The following is an 18,478-nucleotide window of genomic DNA, read 5'->3' on the forward strand; positions in this document are numbered from 1 at the left end:
AATCAAACTCAGCGAACAGCAACCGTCGGCCAATCGATGAGATCGGCCTTGGCTCCGGCAAGCGTCTCGCGGCTGCGGGACACGACGTCGTGGGGGAAGCCGAGCGGTATGGCGCTCGCGTCGTCGAGGCGCCGGACCTGATCTTGATTAAGCTTCACGTCGAGCGCTGCGAGGTTGTCGGAAAGCTGCGCTGCCGTGCGCGGTCCGATGATCGGGAGCGTGCCCTTGTGCAGTACCCAGGCAATAGCCACCTGGCCGGCCGGCACGCCGGTTTCCTCGGCGATGGCAAGCACGGCGTCGACCGTTGCCGTCTTGCGCGCATCGCTCTCGGAGTGGATGACGACGCCGAGCCCCTGCTTGCGGCCGGTTTCGCCCTTGCGGTACTTACCGGTCAGCAACCCACCGCCGAGTGGCGACCAGCCGACTGTGCCAAGACCAAAGGCCGCCGCCATCGGCAGAAGTTCGCGCTCGGCCGTGCGCTCGACAAGGCTGTATTCCAACTGCAGGGCCGACAGCGGCGCCCAGCCGCGCAGTTCCGCAAGCGTGGCACCCGTCGCCACCCGCCAGGCCGGAAAGTCTGAAAGGCCAGCATAGAGTATCTTGCCCGAGTGGACGAGATCGTCGAAACCGCGCATGATCTCGTCGATCGGTGTCACGGCATCCGGCATGTGTGCCCAGAGGAGATCGATCCGATCGGTGCCGAGCCGCTTCAGGCTTGCCTCCACCGACTGCACCATGGCCTTGCGGCTGTTGCCGGTACCCTGCAGCCCCGCCCCATGACGATCGCCAAGCGAGAACTTCGTCGCCACGACGATGTCGTCGCGGTCACTGGCGATGAATTCGCCAAGCATCGTTTCCGACTGGCCGAATTGGTACTGGTCGGCCGTGTCGACAAAGTTGCCGCCGGCATTGCGGTAACCATCGAACACGACCTTGGCTTCTTCTCGGCCCGATCCGTAGCCCCAGCCCGTTCCGAAGTTGCCGGTGCCGAGTGCCATGCTGGAGACGCGAAGGCCGGTCCGGCCGAAGATCCTGTAGCGCATTGTCATTGCCTTCCCTCATCTATTTTTAAATGACGATCGTCATTCATTTGCATTTAAATGACGGACGTCATATAATTTGTCAAGAGCAGATGATGAGAACCTAGAATGCGCCCGACCAAGGAACAGGCAAACCAAAACCGCCAGCGGATCGTCGACACGGCCGGCCGGCTGTTTCGCGAGAAGGGAATTCACGCTGTCGGCGTCGATGAAGTCATGAAGGGCGCCGGGCTGACGCATGGCGGCTTCTACGGCCACTTCAAGTCGAAGGGCGACCTTGCCGCGGAGGCGGTCAGCCACGCCTTGCAGGAGAGCCTGCGCACCGAGCCTGCCTATGCCACACTCGGTGCCTTGGCGAAGAATTATCTGTCGAAGGCTCATCGCGATGCGGCCGAGAACGGCTGCACCGTCGCGGCTCTTGGCCCCGAAATCGCCCGTCTCCCGAAGGGACAGCGTGGCGGCATCGCCGACTACGTTCGTGCACGCATCGAGCAGGTTGAACAAATCCAGACGCAACAAGGCGAAACGGTCGATCGCGGCAAGGCCATAGCCGATCTCTCAAGCCTCGTCGGGGCTCTCGTCATGGCGCGTGCCGTCGACGATCCTGCCCTCTCCGACGAAATCCTCGCGCAAACCATCTGCGTCCTTTCCGAGCAGGATTAGGAACTTTTGCACTCGGCGCAGCATTGATTAGTCCGGGAAGGCTTACAGATACCAATGCGGCGGGCAGCCGCCCGTTGTCCGTCGCCCAGCCTCAAGTCGCCGGAGTCGCATGACAACGCATCAGATCCTCGCCTTCGGCGTCATCGGCCTGATGATGGCAGTCTTCATCTGGGACCGATTCCGCTATGATCTGGTTGCCTGCTGCTCGCTTGTCCTGGCGGTGGCGGTCGGCATCGTTCCATTCGATAGGGCATTTTCGGGTTTCAGCGATGACATCGTCATCATCGTCGGCAGTGCGCTTATCGTCAGCGCCGGCGTCGCACGCTCGGGAATCGTCGATACGACGATCAAGCGCTTCTTCCCCAACCTGAACAAGCTGCATGCGCAGCTCGCCCTGCTGCTCATTGTCGTCGCGGTTCTTTCCGCCTTCATCAAGAACATCGGCGCGCTTGCGATCATGATCCCGGTCGCTTTCCAGTTTGCCCGCAGAACCGGGAGATCGCCATCGCTCTACCTGATGCCCATGAGCTTTGCCGCCCTTCTCGGCGGGCTGATGACCCAGATCGGCACCTCGCCGAACATCGTGGTCTCTCGGCTTCGCGGCGAGATTAGCGGCGCGCCCTTCACCATGTTCGACTTCACGCCCGTCGGCGCGACGCTCACGCTGGTCGGTATTGTCTTTCTGATCTTTTTCCGCCGGCTCGTTCCCGAGCGGCAGAACGAGAACCCGTCGCTGGAGGAAGCGCTGGACTTTAAGAACTACTTCTCCGAAGCGACGGTGGTGGAGGGCTCGGGCTTTGAGGGCATGGAACTCAACGGCATCCTGCAGCTCGGCGATGGAGAAGTGGTCGCAACGGCAATCCTGCGCGGGCATTCGCGTCTCTCACCATTCCCTGACATCCTCCTGAAAGCAGGAGACACGATCCTACTGGAGGGGCGCCCGGAGGCGCTCGACCGCGTCGTTTCCAACGCCAAACTCAAGCTTGCCGGCAAGCCGATACCCGAGGCGAAAGACGAGGGAGACGTCACCTCCATCGAAGCCGTCGTCTCGTCGGAGTCGATGCTGATCGGCTGGTCCGCGCGGCAGCTCTCACTGTGGAACCGTCGTCGGATCAACCTGCTTGCCGTCAGCCGCCACGGCCACCGGCTGACGGAGCGGCTGAGCGAAGTGACGCTGCGCGCCGGCGATGTGCTTGTGCTGCAGGGCAGCCGCCGAAACCTGCCTGCCTTCCTGCAGGAATTCTCGTGCCTTCCCTTGGCCCAACGCGACATCATGCTCGGCACGCCGCGCAGGGCCTATATGCCGCTGCTGATCCTCGCGGCCGCGATGGGTGTAACGGCGGCCGGAATGGTCCCGGTTTCAGTTGCCTTCTTCTGTGCGGCGCTGGCGATGGTCGTCTTCCGGGTGATCCCGCTCGCGGAAGTCTACAAAGCGGTGGACGGGCCAATCCTGATTATGCTTGCGGCCTTGATCCCCGTCTCCGACACATTGCGAACGTCCGGTGGCAGCGATCTGATTGCCGGATGGCTTGGCCACTTTGCGGCCCAGATGCCGCCCTACGGGGCATTGGCGCTGATCCTGATTACCGCCATGGCGGTGACACCGTTCCTCAACAATGCGGCGACGGTCCTGGTCATGGCGCCGATTGCGGCGAGCTTTGCCCAAACGCTCGGCTATAGACCTGAAGCTTTCCTGATGGCGGTCGCCATCGGCGCCGGCTGCGATTTCCTGACCCCGATCGGCCACCAGTGCAACACGCTGGTCTTCGGTCCCGGCGGCTATCGCTTCAGCGATTACCCGCGTCTCGGCCTGCCGCTGTCCTTCATCATCGTCCTCTTCAGCGTACCCGCGCTGCTCCATGTCTGGCCCGTCCACTGACACGATTGCCCATTTTCCTTGACGCGCGCGGTCGAATATGGCCTTAAGGCCAGCCAAATGGGCAATCGGAGATGAACGGGGGCAACGCCCTTTTCCGGCCGGTTTCCTGATCCAGTTATCTGCATTCCTTCCGGCCGAGCGTCGCTTTCTCTGGAAAGCCGCCCGGCATCATTTGACGGGCACATAAAATGACAGTTTCCGGCGTCCGCGTCCGCATTGCTCCCTCGCCGACCGGCGAGCCGCATGTCGGCACTGCTTATATCGCACTCTTCAATTATCTTTTCGCTAAGAAGAACGGCGGCGAGTTCATCCTGCGCATCGAAGACACCGATGCCACGCGCTCGACCCCGGAATTCGAGACGAAGGTGTTGGACGCGCTGAAATGGTGCGGCCTCGAATGGAAGGAAGGCCCGGATATCGGCGGCCCCTATGGCCCCTACCGCCAGTCCGACCGCAAGGACATCTACACCCCCTACGGCCAGGAATTGCTGGACAAGGGCCATGCCTTCCGCTGTTTCTGCACGCCCGAGCGTCTGGAAAAGATGCGCGAAGAGCAGCGCGCCGCCGGCAAGGCACCGAAGTATGACGGTCTCTGCCTGAAATACTCGGCCGAAGAAGTCAGCGCCAAGATGGCAGCTGGCGAAGGCTCAGTCATCCGCATGAAGATCCCGACCGAGGGCTCCTGCGACTTCACCGACGGCGTCTATGGCGATGTCAGCATTCCGTGGGATTCGGTCGACATGCAGGTCCTGATTAAGGGCGACGGCATGCCGACCTATCACATGGCAAACGTCATCGACGACCATCTGATGAAGATCACCCACGTCGCGCGCGGCGAAGAGTGGCTGGCATCGGTGCCGAAGCACATCCTGCTTTACCGCTATTTCGGCTGGGAACAGCCGGTGTTCATGCACCTGTCGCTGATGCGCAACGCCGACAAGTCGAAGCTGTCGAAGCGCAAGAACCCGACCTCGATCTCCTATTACTCCGCTCTCGGCTATATCCCGGAAGCGCTGATGAACTTCCTCGGCCTGTTCTTCGTGCAGATCGCTGAAGGCGAAGAGCTGTTGACGATGGACGAGCTCTCCGAGAAGTTCGACCCCGAGAACCTCTCCAAGGCCGGCGCGATCTTCGACATCCAGAAGCTCGACTGGCTGAACGGCCGCTGGATCCGCGAGAAGCTGTCAGAAGAGGAATTCCAGGCCCGCGTGCTCGACTGGGCAATGGAGAACGACCGCCTGAAGGCCGGTCTTCGCCTGTCGCAGTCGCGTATCTCCAAGCTCGGCGAATTGCCCGATCTCGCCGGCTTCCTGCTGAAGTCCGATCTCGGCGTCGATCCTTCGGCCTTCGCCAAGATCAAGTCGCCGCCGGAAGAGATCCTCGAGATTCTCAACACCGTTCAGCCGGACCTCGAAAAGATCCTCGAATGGAACGTCCAAACGATCGAGGCTGAACTGCGCGCGATTGCCGAGCGCATGGGCAAGAAGCTAAAGGTCGTTGTAGCACCGCTCTTCGTTGCCGTTTCCGGCTCGGCGCGCTCGCTGCCGCTCTTCGACTCTATGGCTATCCTTGGTCGCTCCGTCGTGCGCCAGCGGCTGAAACTAGCCGCCCAGGCAGTCGCTTCCCTCGTCGGCCCGAAGAACTGAACCGGACGTTTGCATCATGACCGAAAAGACCGAAACAGCGACCCTTTCCTCAGACGCAACCGAAGTCCGTGCCCAGAAGCTGAAGCTGCTGCGCGAGCAGATCGGCGACGTCTATCCGGCGCATTTCCACCGGACCATGACCAATGCCGAACTGGCGGAGAAGTACAAGGACCTCGAATCCGACGTGGAGACGCAGGATATCGTGACCGTCGCCGGCCGCGTCTATTCCTCGCGGAACTCCGGCATGTTCATGGATATCCATGACGCCTCCGGCAAGATACAGATCTTCAGCCACAAGGATGTGACGCCCGAGGAAGCGCGCAACATGCTTGCGATGATCGATATCGGCGACATCATCGGCGTGACGGGCACTGTGCGCCGCACCAAGCGCGGCGAGTTGTCGATCAACGCCCGCGAAATCATCATGCTGACGAAGTCGCTGCTACCGATGCCGGAGAAGTGGCACGGCGTTTCCGACGTCGAAATCCGCTATCGCAAGCGTCATCTCGACATCATGACCAACGAGGAATCGAAACTGCGCTTCCAGCAGCGTTCGAAGATCGTCTCCGGCATCCGTCGCTTCATGGAAAACGACGGCTTCATGGAAGTCGAGACGCCGATGCTGCATTCGGTCTATGGCGGCGCCACCGCCGAGCCGTTCAAGACGCATCACAACACGCTGAAGCTCGACATGTACCTGCGCATCGCGCCGGAACTGTTCCTGAAGCGTACGCTGGTTTCCGGCCTCACCGACAAGGTGTTCGAGATCAACCGCAACTTCCGCAACGAAGGCGTCTCGACCCGGCACAATCCTGAATTCACGATGATGGAGTGCTACTGGGCCTATGCCGACTACGAGGACATCATGGACCTCGTCGAGCGGCTGTTCGAAAGCCTGGCGCTGTCGATCCACGGCACGACGGAATTCCCCTTCGGCGACAAGACGATCTCCTTCAAGGGGCCATTCAAGCGCGTCCCGATGCCCGATGCCGTCAAGGAAGTCACCGGCATCGACTTCCTCGCCATCAAGACCGACGAGGAAGCCCGCGCCGCCGCCAAGGCTGCCGGCTTCGCGGTCGAGAAGGATTGGACCTGGGGCGAATGCCTTGCCTTCATCTTCGAGGAGAAGGTCGAGGCAACGCTCATCCAGCCATCGCACGTCACGCATTTCCCGAAGGACATCTCGCCCTTCGCCAAGGAAGTGCCGGGGGAGCCGCGCCTCGTCGAACGCTTCGAGACTTATTGCAACGCCTGGGAACTCGGCAACGCCTTCTCGGAACTCAACGATCCGGAAGAACAGCGCCGCCGCATGGTCGAGCAGCTGGAGCAGGCTCATGCTCGCGGTGAAAAGGAAAAGCAGCTGGACGACGAATTCCTCGATGCGATCGACCAGGGCATGCCGCCGGCCGGTGGCCTCGGCATCGGCGTCGACCGTCTGATCATGCTCCTGACCGACGCCCCGTCGATCCGCGACGTCATTCTTTTCCCGGCTCGCCGCAAGGCTGACTGACCCGGCTCATATGGAACAGAAAAGGCGGCGGCCCGCTGGGCTCGCCGCCTTTTTCTTTTTCGAAACGTTAGTGACCGGCAGCCGGTGCCGCTTTCTCCGCCGCAGGCGCCGAGCCGTGCCCGCCGCCCTCGGTCGGCTTTTCTTCCTTCGCCGCTTCTCTCGTCTCATCCTTGCTCTCGCCACCCTTCGTGGCAGCGACAGCGATCGGATCGATACAGTCGGAGTATTCCCTGAAGGATGCGTTCAGGGCGGTGATTTCTTCTTCAGGCAAATCGACGCGTTCGCCGAAGAACAGCCCATTGGCGGCAGCCGACCCGTCGTAATAGCGGGCGGTGTATGTCTTGGCCTCCGCGCTTTCAAGGACGGGATCGGGATGTGGAATGTAGACGACGTCGGCGCCTATCGCCCGGCCGCGAATGTCGGATCGCAGCGTCGGCCCATTGGTATCGAGGACGACGACCTGCACCAGATCCGGCTTCTGCGCGTCGTAGATCGCCTTGGCCACGCGAAGCGCAGTCTTGACCCGCGTCATGCCGTCGGTCGGCTCGGTCTTGATATATTTGCGGATCCAGACGCGGTTCTGCTTCTTGATGGTGACGAGATTGACATCGGTGCAGGAGAGACCGTTCATCGTTTCTGCGGAAAGGCCGAGGATCTTATCTTTGCCGATATAAAGCGCGGCACCGCCGGAGACGCCCCCAAGGAGAGCGACTCCAGCGATGATAAACACCAATTTCCGGGAGGGCCGGAAGATGCGCAGTAGGGCCTTCACGCCAACTGCTCCGCCATTAACAAGCTCCAACGCAATACGAGTGGTTTCGACGCTAGAGAAATGACGTTTCCGAATACTTAAATGCGGCCTCCAAGTTTGCGTCAGTATGGGTTTAGTACCAAAAAAGGTCCAAGCTTTCCCTGTGCTTGCCAATATCCTCGCGGCCATGCTCTAACGACGCATGGCCTTCACGCTTCGCCAGATCCAGTATTTCGTCGCCGTCGCCGAGCAGGGCTCCGTAACGCGCGCTGCGCAGAACCTTTCGATCTCGCAATCCTCGGTTACGGAAGCCATCAAGGAGCTGGAAACCGACCTCGGCGTCGAGCTCTTCGAGCGCCATCCGCGTGGCCTCACGATCACTCACAATGGCCATCAGTTCCTCCGTCACGCGACGAAAATCCTGGCGAGCGTATCGGATGCGCGCACCAGTTTCTCGGGCAAAGAGAACGAGCTCTCCGGCACGCTCAACATCGGTGTGACCTCGCTCGTCGCGGGCTACGTGCTCTCCGACCTCTTGGCCCGCTATCGCCGCGCCTGCCCCGGCGTCGAAGTCAGTGCCATCGAGGACAATGGCGGCTATCTCGAGCACCTGCTGGTCGGCGGCGAGCTGGATGTTGCGGTCATGGTCATCTCCAACCTGCGCGATCGCATGGCCTTGCAGGCGGAAATCCTGGAGACCTCGCCCTATCGTCTTTGGCTGCCCATGGGCCATCCACTCGTCTCCGCCGACATCATTTCCGTCGCCGATATCGCTCGCGAGCCGCTGATCATGCTGACGGTTGACGAAATCGAGGAGAACACCGGGAAGCTGCTGTCGGCGCTGGGCGCGCGCCCGCATGTCGCCTTCCGCACCCGCTCCGTCGAAGCAGTGCGCAGCCTGGTCGCCACCGGCGCCGGTGTGGCGCTTCTGCCCGATCTCGTCTACCGCCCCTGGTCGCTGGAAGGCGATCGCATCGAGAGCCGCGACGTGTCCGGCTCGCTGCCGGTCGTCCAAGTCGGCATGGTCTGGCGCAAGGGCTCCAGCCTGCCGCAGGCGGCGCGCGACTTCGTGGGCATCGCGGAAGCACTGCGATCCGGCCGACCTCGCTAGCCATTCAGGCGCGATATCGGAAATTCCGATATCGCCTTTCTGATAAATGAATTTGCGAAACCGGAAAATTCGGCGCATTTTTTCAACCGGGAACATAACGCCACGAAAAGTGGCACAACCGGGAGACAGATGATGAAATATCTTCTGAAATCGTGCACCTCTGCCCTAGCGAGCCTAAGCTTGCTGACGCAGGTTGCCGCCGCCGAACCGCTGAAGGCATTGGGCAAGGGTGAGGGTGCGGTCAGCATTGTGGCCTGGGCCGGCTATATCGAACGCGGCGAAACCGACAAGAGCTACGACTGGGTTACCGCCTTCGAAAAAGAAACCGGCTGCAAGGTCTCCGTCAAGACCGCGGCAACCTCCGACGAAATGGTCTCGCTGATGAATGAAGGAGGCTTCGATCTCGTCACCGCCTCCGGCGATGCATCGCTTCGCCTGATCGCTGGCAAGCGCGTGCAGCCGATCAACACCGACCTAATCCCGAGCTTCAAGAACGTCGATCCGCGCTTGCAGAAGGGCGCTTGGTACACGGTCAACGACGTCCACTACGGCGTTCCCTACCTCTGGGGCCCGAACGTGCTGATGTACAACACCGATGCCTTCAAGGGTAAGGCACCGACCAGCTGGAAGGTCGTTTTCGAGGAGGAGACCCTTCCGGACGGCAAGTCCAACAAGGGTCGCGTTCAGGCCTATGATGGACCGATCTATGTCGCCGATGCCGCGCTCTACCTGATGGCTCACAAGCCGGACCTTGGAATCAAGGATCCCTATGAGCTAAACGAAGACCAGTACAAGGCCGCCCTCGACCTGCTGCGCGGCCAGCGCAAGCTCGTTTCGCGCTACTGGCACGACGCGATGATCCAGATCGACGACTTCAAGAACGAAGGCGTCGTGGCCGCCGGGTCCTGGCCGTTCCAGGTCAACCTGATGCAGGCCGACAAGCAGAAGATCGCTTCCACCTTCCCGGAAGAAGGCGTGACCGGCTGGGCTGACACGACCATGCTGCACGCCGACAGTCAACATCCGAACTGCGCCTACATGTGGATGGAACACTCGCTGCAGGCCAAGGTGCAGGGCGACGCCGCTGCTTGGTTCGGCGCCGTACCGTCCGTTCCCGCTGCCTGCAAGGGCAACGAGCTGCTGACCGACGGCGGTTGCGCCACCAACGGCTACGAAAACTTCGCGAAGATAAAGTTCTGGAAGACGCCGACCGCGAAGTGCACGACGCAGAACGAATGCGTGCCCTACCATCGCTGGGTCTCGGACTATATCGGCGTGATCGGCGGACGATAATCCCGTCCGCAACCTCTTCTTCTCCTCGCTCGGGGAGAAACGCCCTGCGAGGGCAGACGAGGGGGCAACCGTGCAAAAGAGCGGACGTCAGCGCGGGGGCGCGATGACGGAACGCCGAGTTGTCCCCCTCGTTGGAGCCTTCTGGGCCACCTTCTTCCCGCTGCGAAGAAGACAAAACAGACACCACATTCCGGAGCTTGTCATGACACCCGCCGTCCGTTTCCAAAAGGTCTCGCGCTATTTCGGGCAGGTCCGCGCCGTTGACGGCGTCGATCTCGAAATCGCGCCCGGCGAATTCTTCGCCATGCTTGGCCCTTCCGGATCCGGCAAGACCACCTGCCTGCGCCTGATCGCAGGCTTCGAGCAGCCGACGGGCGGTCACATCGAAATCTTCGGCGAGACGGCCGAGGGTATTCCGCCCTATCGCCGCAACGTCAATACCGTCTTCCAGGACTACGCGCTCTTCCCGCATCTCAATATCCTCGACAACGTCGCTTACGGGTTGATGGTCAAGGGCGTCGGCAAGGCCGAACGCACCAAAGCCGCCGAACAGGCGCTGGAACTGGTGAAGCTTCCCGGCTATGGCGCGCGCAGGCCCGGACAGCTTTCCGGCGGCCAGCGGCAGCGCGTGGCGCTCGCCCGCGCCCTCGTCAACAAGCCGAAGGTCCTCCTCCTCGACGAACCGCTCGGCGCGCTCGACCTGAAGCTGCGCGAGCAGATGCAGGAAGAGCTGAAGAGCCTGCAGCGCGCACTTGGCATCACCTTCATCTTCGTCACCCATGACCAGGGCGAGGCCCTGTCGATGGCCGACCACGTCGCCGTCTTCAACAATGGCGGCATCGTCCAGGAAGGCACCCCGCACGACATCTATCGCCGCCCGAAGACCCGCTTCGTGGCCGATTTCGTCGGGTCCTCCAATGTGATCGCACCCGATCTGATGACCTCGCTCGGCGGCGAGAAGCGTTGGGCGAGCCTACGCCCGGAAGCAATCCACCTCGCCGGCGAAGGCGTCGAGGCGCGCGTCGAGCATGCAAGCTTCCTCGGCTCGGCGACCCGCCTCTCGGTCGATATTCGCGGCAGCCGGCTGCACGTCATGCTGCCGGCCGGCGCCAACGTGCCGGATGTCGGCACAAGCGTCCGCCTCGCCTGGCAGCCCGTCGACGTGCATTACATGGATGACGCAGCATGACAGCGCTTGCCCTCGCCAAGCCGGCCCAATTGCGCGAAACCTCGATCCTTCCCGGTCGCGGCGGTTTCTTCGGCAGGCTCTCCGATGCCTTCTGGCGGCGTCCAAAGCTGCTGCTCTTCCTGATGCTGACACCGCCGCTGCTGTGGCTCGGCATCATCTACATCGGCTCGCTGATTGCGTTGCTCCTGCAGAGTTTCTTCTCGATCGATGATTTCTCCGGTCTGGTGAACTACGAGTTCACGCTCGCGACCTACGCGCAGCTGTTCAGTCCGGCGAACTTCGACATCATCATCCGAACCATCGCCATGGCGGCGATCGTGACGCTGGCTTCTGCCATCATCGCCTTTCCCATCGCCTACTACGCCGCCCGCTATGCGCAGGGTAAATGGAAGGCGCTGTTCTATCTCGGTATCATGCTGCCGCTCTGGTCGAGCTATCTCGTGAAGATCTACGCGTGGAAACTCATTCTTGCCAAGGAAGGCATCCTGACCTGGATCTTCGCCAAGCTGCACCTCTCCTGGCTGCTCGACGGTGTCCTCAACCTGCCCGTTATCGGCGGCAATTCGCTGTCGGTCAGCTATCTCGGCACCTTTCTCGTCTTCGTCTATGTCTGGCTGCCCTACATGATCCTGCCAACGCAGGCAGCTCTCGAACGCGTCCCGGGCAACCTCATCGAGGCCTCGTCTGACCTCGGCGCGACGCCGAGCCAGACCTTCCGCACCGTGCTCTTCCCGCTGGCGCTGCCCGGTATCGTCGCAGGCTCGATCTTCACCTTCTCGCTGACGTTGGGCGACTACATCATTCCGCAGATCATCGGTTCATCGCGCCTCTTCATTGGCCAGGCAGTCTATGCTCAGCAGGGAACGGCGGGCAACGTCCCGCTGGCTGCCGCCTTCTCCGTCGTGCCGATCGTCATCATGGCCATCTATCTCTGGCTAGCCAAGAAACAGGGGGCCTTCGATGCGCTCTGATTGTAACCAGTCCTCTCCGCTCCCTCTGAAGATCGCTGCCGCCGGCGGGCTGCTCTTCCTGCACCTGCCGATCCTCCTGATCTTCGTCTACGCCTTCACCACCGAGGAGAAGAGCTATCAGTGGCCGCCGCCGGGCCTGACGACGCAGTGGTTCGCCGTCGCGTGGAACCGCCCCGACGTCTGGGCAGCACTCGCTCTCTCCGTACAGGTCGCCGTAATCGCCACGGCCATCGCCCTGGTGCTCGGCACGCTTTGCGCCGCCGCTGTCAGCCAGACGAAGTTCTTCGGTCGTGAAGCGATCTCGCTTCTGGTCATCCTGCCGATCGCGTTGCCCGGCATTATCACCGGCATTGCGCTGCGCTCGGCCTTCAGCCTGTTCGACATCCCCTTCTCGGTCTGGACGATCGTGCTCGGCCACGCGACCTTCTGTGTCGTGGTCGTTTACAACAACGCCGTCGCCCGCTTCCGTCGCACCTCCGGATCGCTGATCGAGGCGTCGATGGATCTTGGCGCCGACAGCTTCCAGACCTTCCGCCACGTGATCCTGCCGAATATCGGCACGGCGCTCTTAGCCGGCGGCATGCTCGCCTTTGCGCTGTCGTTCGACGAAGTCATCGTCACCACCTTCACCGGCGGTCAGCAATCCACACTGCCAATCTGGATGCTCGAAGAACTCATCCGCCCGCGCCAGCGCCCGGTCACCAACGTGGTCGCAATGGTCGTCGTGCTCGTCACTTTCCTGCCGATCCTGGCAGCCTACTACCTCACCCGCGACGGCGATCAGGTCGCCGGAGCCGGCAAATAATAAGGGAGAACATCATGGACACCGCGATGCTGATTGGATCCCGCTTCGAAGCGGGCACGGAAACGGAAGAGCACATCCTGAACCCGAAGACGGGCGAGACGGTGCTTGACCTGCCGGAAGCCTCGCTTGGCCAGATCGACGCCGCCGTCGATGCCGCGGAAAGCGCCTTCAGGAGCTGGTCGCAGACGACGCCCGCTGAACGCTCGGGCTACCTCCTGAGGATCGCAGATGCGATCGAGAAGGACGCGCAGGGGTTTGCCGCACTCGAAGCGCTGAACTGCGGCAAACCGATCAACGCCGTGCTGAACGATGAAATACCTGCGATCGTCGATTGTTACCGCTTCTTTGCCGGTGCCGTCCGCAACCTGCACGGTCCGGTCGCCGGCGAGTATCTGCCGGGCCATACCTCGATGATCCGCCGCGATCCGGTCGGCATCGTTGGTTCGATTGCACCGTGGAACTACCCGCTGATGATGATGGCCTGGAAGCTGGCGCCCGCGATCGCCGGCGGCAACACTGTCGTCTTCAAGCCCTCCGAGCAGACGCCGCTGACCGCGCTGAAGATGGCCAAGCTGCTTGCCGATATCCTGCCCGAAGGCGTGGTCAACGTCATCCTCGGCCGCGGCGAGAGCGTCGGCAATGCCCTGATCAACCATCCAAAGATCGGCATGGTGTCGATCACCGGCGATGTTGCCACCGGCAAGAAGGTGCTGCAGGCAGCCGCCAAGACCGTCAAGCGCACGCATCTGGAGCTCGGCGGCAAGGCGCCGGTCATCGTCTTCGACGACGCCGATATCGACGCCGTCGTCTCAGGCATTCGCACCTTTGGCTACTACAATGCCGGCCAGGATTGCACCGCCGCCTGCCGCATCTATGCCGACGCCAAGGTCTACGACAGGTTCGTCGCCGACCTCTCCTCAGCCGTCTCCTCGATCAGGTTCAACCAGGCCGACGATACCGAAAACGAGATCGGTCCGCTGATCTCCAAGCGCCAGCGCGACCGCGTCGAGAGCTTCGTCACACGCGCTGCCGAACACAAGCACATGGAAATCACTACCGGCGGCAAGACCTCGGGCGAGAAAGGCTTCTTTTACACACCAACGGTCATCGCCGGCGCCACGCAGGACGACGAAATCGTTCGCCGCGAGGTGTTTGGCCCCGTCGTCTCGGTCACCCGCTTCACTGATGTCGAGGATGCCGTCACCTGGGCAAACGACAGCGATTATGGCCTCGCCTCCTCGGTCTGGACCAAGGACGTCAGCCGCGGCATGAAAACGGCCGCCCGACTGCAATATGGCTGCACCTGGATCAACACCCACTTCATGCTGGTCAACGAGATGCCGCATGGCGGCTTGAAGCAGTCCGGCTACGGCAAGGACATGTCGGTCTACGCGCTGGAGGACTACACTGCCGTCCGCCACGTGATGATCAATCACGGCTGAGCCGGAGCTGCCTCGCGCCGCCGCTGCAACACGCGGCGGCGTCCTTTCGGTTTCGGCCACACCTCGCCTTAAGCGATGTGGAACAATTTTCCTCGTACTTCGTCATCTAAGCGATGAGCAGAGAGGAAAATTCCAATGCTTAAATGGGCCCTTATATTCTTCGTTGTTTCGCTAATCGCCGGTTTCTTCGGCTTCTCCGGCATATCGGCCGCAACGGCGACGATTGCTCGCGTTCTCTTCGGCATTGCGCTGGTGATCTTCCTGATCTTCCTCGTCCTGGCGCTGATCGCCGGCAATGCGGTGCTTTAGCCCGCGCGTTGTGCGGAAAAGGGAGGCACCGAATCCCTGAAGCCTTTCAGGGACACCGCGCCAAGGCCCTGGAAGGCAAGCCCGCGCGCCGATGCTTCAGCCGCAGCACGCGTATTGAAGCAAACAAGCGTCTGCGAAGGTCCCGCAAGGGCCGAAACGCGCGCTGCAAGGTTGACTGTCCGCCCGAAGATATCGCCGTCGCGCGGCACCACCTGTCCCGTCGCGACACCAACCCGCACCGGAGGTAACTCATCCGACCGACTTTGCTCCACCAACGAGAGCGATGCTTCCACGGCCGAGGCCGCATCCGGAAACAGCATCATCACGCCATCCCCCAGTGGCTTAATGATGCGCCCGTCGAAGCTGCGTGAAAGGCGTTGTGCGATCGCCTCGAACCGTGCGGCCTTTTCGGCGGCCGGCACATCGCCGATCTCCTGCGTTAGCCCCGTGAAGCCGGAGAGATCGGCGAAGGCGACAGCAGGCAAGCTCGCCTCGTCACCGGATTCCAAGCCGTGCTCGCGCAGAGCGTCCTGCAGCCTCCCGACAATATTGTCGAAAACCGCTTCTTCCAGCATCCGTCGCTGCAGCAGGAAGAGTATCCGGAAACCGATCCGCTGCAGCGCCAGCCGCTTGGCGGCAGAGATCTCCAGAAGCTTGTGGTAGCTCAGGCCGGCATTCAGCATGGGCTCCTCGACCTCACCGCGGAAGAGGTCGCGCATCGTGTCGACGCAGCGGCGAACCGAATGACCGAAGACGCGCAGCACCCGTTCCATCCCGGCGGCCGAGGCGCCGAGCTGCGTGCACTCCGCCACAAGCTGGATGAACTCCACGTCGTCTTCGCGAAGCAGCTGATCCGCCTGCAGAAGCGGCAGGCTGGCATTCGCCCTCAGAGCGTTCAGCATGTCGAGGTTGAGTTGTCCCGCCGTCACCTCGACCGAGACCGCCGCCTCGCTCATCGTCACCGGCTCGAATATCAACTGGCTTGCAAACTCAAACGAAAATATCTGCCGCTTCAATCCCTCGGCAAGAACATTGAGGCCGATGCCAGCGTCCCGCAGCGCGAGGATCAGCCGAAGCCGGCTGACGTCGCTCGGCGCATAGCCGGTGACTCCAGGCGTGATGATCTGCAGGCGCTCGAGATCGCTGAGGCTGGCATCGTCGCAGCCGGCAAGCACCAACAATCTCTCGCGCGGCAACGCTTCCATGACAGCAACCTCTGGCGGCAGAGATTGCTTCATACATCAGATTGACGCGCCCCTCCACGCAGCCAAATGGGTTAGAGGAGGCTCGCCCCGACATTGATGGCAAGCGCCAGGATCGTCGTGTTAAAAAGGAACGACAGGATGGAATGCAGCAGCGTCAGCTTGCGCATGGTCACCGATGTTGTCACGACGTCGGCCGTCTGCGAGGCGACGCCGATAGTGAAGGAGTAGTAGAGGAAGTCCCAATAGACCGGCTCGTCATTGCCTTCCGGAAACTTCAGCCCTTCCCCCTTGTCCTCCCCGCCATAGAAGTGATGCGCGTAGTGTACAGTGAACAAGGTATGCAGGAATGCCCAGGAGATCAGAATCGTGGCGATTGCACCAAGCGCTCGTACGAGTGCTTCGCCGGCCTCAGCCTCCTTGGCTGTATGAAGCTCCAGGGCGATGCCGGCGATGCTGGCGAGCGCCGCCAGGATCGAGAGTGCCAGCAGGAAGACGTCTGAAAAGTCGAGATCCTCCGCCCGCTTGCGGATGCTGGCAACGCTCGCACGCAACATCCGGCGCCAGGTGAGCGCCGTAAACACGATGGCGCTCACGTTCCAGCCGAAAATCAGGTTCTGCGGGTTGACCTGGCGACTGGTGAGCAGCAGGAACGTCACCAGCCCGGCGGCCACGGCAACGACGAACACCATGTGCTTGCGCACTTGCCCCATGAGCCGACTTTCCCGGTCCCCCGCACCTTCCGCCATCACTGTCCTACCGCTGCAAGATCGCCCCTTGATATCAGCTTGATGGCAGCGGGAGCAATATGATCTCAGCCGGTCCAGCCACCGTCGACGACATGGATCTGACCTGTCGTGAAGCCGGATTCGTCACCAGCGAGATAGGTCACGAGAGCAGCAATTTCCTCTGGGGTTGCAATGCGTCCCATCGGTTGGCGGGCGATGAAATCCTTCAGCGCCTTTTCGTAGTCGCCAGTGGCGCGCAGGCGATCGTGCAGAGAGGGGCTGTCCACCGTGCCGGGGCAGATCGCGTTGGCGCGGATGCCCTTGGCGACAAAGTCAGAGGCAATCGACTTGGTGAGACCGATCACGGCTGCCTTCGATGCACTATAGGCGAAACGATTGGGAACGCCCTTCACGCTGGAAGCAACCGAGGCCATGTTGACGATGGACCCCTTGCCCTTCTCCAGCATCCCGGGAAGGAAAGTACGGCAGGTCGTATACATCGCCTTGGCGTTCAGGTTGAAGGAGAAGTCCCAGTCCTTCTCGTCACATTCGAGGATCGAGCCGGCATGAACGAAGCCGGCGCAATTGAAGAGAACGTCGATCGGGCCGATCTCGGCTGCGAGGGCGCGGACGGCATCACCATCGAGCACGTTGAGAACGTGCTTCTCAGCGCCTTCCAGCGTGGAAAGCGTCTTTTCGTTGATATCGGTCGCATAGACATGCGCGCCAAGCGAAAGGAAGCGCTCAGCGCTCGCTCGACCGATACCCTGCCCTGCCGCCGTGATGACGACCTTCTTGCCTTCCAGACCGTGGCTCATACATCCTCCCAAAATTCCAGCGCTTGCGGCGCATTCATTCATATGCAAACAATATATTCAAATTGGCGTCAACCTCTATAAGCACGCTTCGCTCGCCGGAGAAACCCTAGTCGATCTCGTGCCGACGGGCATGGGAAATCTGACCATCAAGGTATCACCGCGCGGATACCGCAGTTCGGCGCAGACAACATGGCATGAATGGGAGGAACCGCATGCTTTTCGATACACACCTGCACGTCGTCGATCGGCAGGCGCTCGACTATCCCTGGCTCTCCGGCGCGGGTGACCTCAACCGGGACAGTCTCTACGAGGACTACGCGCGTGATGCGATGCGCTGCGGCATCACCAATGTCCTGCATATGGAAGTCGACGTAGCACCCGCGCGCATCGATGACGAAACCAATTATGTCAGGGAGGTCAGTCGCCGCCCGGGCAGCCTGGTGCGCGGCGTCATCGCCGCCTGCCGGCCGGAGGAGCATGGATTCGCGGCTTGTCTCGAACGGTCACTTGCCGATCCCTTCGTGAAGGGGTTCCGCCGCGTTCTGCATGTGGCGCCCGACGATACAGCCGTACGACCACTGTTCCGCGAAAACATCAAGCGGCTATCCACAACGCGCATGACGTTCGACCTCTGTGTCTTCCCGCATCAATTCGAAACCATCCTCGCGCTTGTCGATCATTGCCCGGATGTTCGCTTCATTCTCGACCATTGCGCCAACCCGCCGATCAAGGACGGCATGAGCGAAGTGTGGCGCAAGGGTGTCACGGAATTCTCGCGCCGCTCGAATGTGACCGCAAAGATCTCTGGCGTTATCGCGTATGGCGATCTCGAAAACTGGTCGGTCGACAGCCTGCGTCCCTATGTCGAGCATACGATCGAGAGCTTCGGCTGGGATCGCGTCGTCTGGGGCAGCGACTGGCCGGTTTGCACGCTGGGCGGCGGGTTGACACCCTGGGTCGCTGCCACCCATGCGCTGACAGCAGGCTGCAGCCCTGAGGAGCGCGACAAGCTCTATCAGGCCAACGCCAAGCGCATCTGGTCGATCTGAATCGGGTAGGAGGGAGCCTTGCGGCGTCCCTCCTCCCACACCACCGTGCGAACGGTTCCGTACACGGCGGTT

General features: G+C 61.5%; 17 protein-coding genes. 12 read left to right on the plus strand and 5 right to left on the minus strand.

Features of this window, described 5'->3' with window-relative positions; all coding sequences use genetic code 11:
* Positions 1-8: 8 nt before the first annotated feature.
* Positions 9-1,049: an aldo/keto reductase gene (locus PMI09_RS28980; protein ID WP_007802745.1), complete on the minus strand. Its 1,041-nt coding sequence runs from the start codon at positions 1,047-1,049 to the stop codon at positions 9-11.
* 99 nt (positions 1,050-1,148) lie between these two features.
* On the opposite strand from PMI09_RS28980, the gene PMI09_RS28985 reads away from it, so the two are divergent.
* The 4 genes from PMI09_RS28985 to lysS all read left to right on the plus strand — a co-directional run bounded on the left by PMI09_RS28985 (position 1,149) and on the right by lysS (position 6,738).
* Positions 1,149-1,703 (plus strand): TetR/AcrR family transcriptional regulator, encoded by a 555-nt coding sequence (locus PMI09_RS28985; protein ID WP_007802747.1) that lies wholly within the window; start codon positions 1,149-1,151, stop codon positions 1,701-1,703.
* A gap of 109 nt (positions 1,704-1,812) precedes the next feature.
* Positions 1,813-3,582 (plus strand): SLC13 family permease, encoded by a 1,770-nt coding sequence (locus PMI09_RS28990; RefSeq protein WP_007802750.1) that lies wholly within the window; start codon positions 1,813-1,815, stop codon positions 3,580-3,582.
* A gap of 188 nt (positions 3,583-3,770) precedes the next feature.
* Positions 3,771-5,228: a glutamate--tRNA ligase gene (gene gltX / locus PMI09_RS28995; RefSeq protein WP_007802752.1), complete on the plus strand. Its 1,458-nt coding sequence runs from the start codon at positions 3,771-3,773 to the stop codon at positions 5,226-5,228.
* 16 nt (positions 5,229-5,244) lie between these two features.
* Positions 5,245-6,738 (plus strand): lysine--tRNA ligase, encoded by a 1,494-nt coding sequence (gene lysS / locus PMI09_RS29000; protein WP_007802754.1) that lies wholly within the window; start codon positions 5,245-5,247, stop codon positions 6,736-6,738.
* A gap of 67 nt (positions 6,739-6,805) precedes the next feature.
* Here the strand turns inward: lysS and PMI09_RS29005 are convergent, their stop codons facing one another.
* Positions 6,806-7,510 (minus strand): hypothetical protein, encoded by a 705-nt coding sequence (locus tag PMI09_RS29005; RefSeq protein WP_007802757.1) that lies wholly within the window; start codon positions 7,508-7,510, stop codon positions 6,806-6,808.
* A gap of 181 nt (positions 7,511-7,691) precedes the next feature.
* On the opposite strand from PMI09_RS29005, the gene PMI09_RS29010 reads away from it, so the two are divergent.
* The 7 genes from PMI09_RS29010 (at position 7,692) to PMI09_RS30800 (ending at position 14,609) form a co-directional block, all read left to right on the plus strand.
* Complete coding sequence (locus PMI09_RS29010) at positions 7,692-8,600, plus strand: LysR family transcriptional regulator (RefSeq protein WP_007802760.1); 909 nt, start codon at positions 7,692-7,694, stop codon at positions 8,598-8,600.
* A 132-nt stretch (positions 8,601-8,732) separates the two neighbouring features.
* Positions 8,733-9,893, plus strand: a complete 1,161-nt coding sequence (locus PMI09_RS29015; RefSeq protein ID WP_007802762.1) for an ABC transporter substrate-binding protein — start codon at positions 8,733-8,735, stop codon at positions 9,891-9,893.
* Between the two features lie 202 nt (positions 9,894-10,095).
* Positions 10,096-11,082, plus strand: a complete 987-nt coding sequence (locus PMI09_RS29020) for an ABC transporter ATP-binding protein (protein ID WP_007802764.1) — start codon at positions 10,096-10,098, stop codon at positions 11,080-11,082.
* Entirely contained in the window at positions 11,079-12,053 is a 975-nt protein-coding gene (locus tag PMI09_RS29025) for an ABC transporter permease (protein WP_007802766.1), read from the plus strand. The genes PMI09_RS29020 and PMI09_RS29025 overlap by 4 nt, the downstream gene beginning before the upstream one ends.
* Positions 12,043-12,858 (plus strand): ABC transporter permease, encoded by an 816-nt coding sequence (locus PMI09_RS29030; RefSeq protein WP_007802769.1) that lies wholly within the window; start codon positions 12,043-12,045, stop codon positions 12,856-12,858. The genes PMI09_RS29025 and PMI09_RS29030 overlap by 11 nt, the downstream gene beginning before the upstream one ends.
* A gap of 14 nt (positions 12,859-12,872) precedes the next feature.
* Positions 12,873-14,300 (plus strand): gamma-aminobutyraldehyde dehydrogenase, encoded by a 1,428-nt coding sequence (locus PMI09_RS29035; RefSeq protein WP_007802772.1) that lies wholly within the window; start codon positions 12,873-12,875, stop codon positions 14,298-14,300.
* 135 nt (positions 14,301-14,435) lie between these two features.
* A complete protein-coding gene (locus PMI09_RS30800) occupies positions 14,436-14,609 on the plus strand; it encodes a DUF1328 domain-containing protein (protein ID WP_007802774.1) in 174 nt (57 codons plus the stop codon).
* Here PMI09_RS30800 and PMI09_RS29045 read toward each other — a convergent pair.
* From PMI09_RS29045 to PMI09_RS29055, 3 genes are all read right to left on the minus strand, one after another.
* A complete protein-coding gene (locus tag PMI09_RS29045; protein ID WP_007802776.1) occupies positions 14,606-15,814 on the minus strand; it encodes an adenylate/guanylate cyclase domain-containing protein in 1,209 nt (402 codons plus the stop codon). The two genes, PMI09_RS30800 and PMI09_RS29045, sit on opposite strands and share 4 nt — an antisense overlap.
* A gap of 71 nt (positions 15,815-15,885) precedes the next feature.
* Positions 15,886-16,524 carry a DUF1345 domain-containing protein gene (locus tag PMI09_RS29050; RefSeq protein WP_443216210.1) on the minus strand — a complete coding sequence of 213 codons (639 nt, stop codon included), beginning with the start codon at positions 16,522-16,524 and terminating at the stop codon, positions 15,886-15,888.
* Between the two features lie 101 nt (positions 16,525-16,625).
* On the minus strand, positions 16,626-17,357 hold the full coding sequence (locus PMI09_RS29055; RefSeq protein WP_007802780.1) for an SDR family oxidoreductase: 732 nt from the start codon (positions 17,355-17,357) through the stop codon (positions 16,626-16,628).
* A 212-nt stretch (positions 17,358-17,569) separates the two neighbouring features.
* Between PMI09_RS29055 and PMI09_RS29060 the strand changes: the two genes are divergently transcribed.
* Positions 17,570-18,406 carry an amidohydrolase family protein gene (locus tag PMI09_RS29060; protein WP_007802782.1) on the plus strand — a complete coding sequence of 279 codons (837 nt, stop codon included), beginning with the start codon at positions 17,570-17,572 and terminating at the stop codon, positions 18,404-18,406.
* Positions 18,407-18,478 lie beyond the last annotated feature (72 nt).

Origin of the sequence: Rhizobium sp. CF122 (assembly GCF_000282035.1) — a bacterium.
Lineage (GTDB): Bacteria > Pseudomonadota > Alphaproteobacteria > Rhizobiales > Rhizobiaceae > Rhizobium.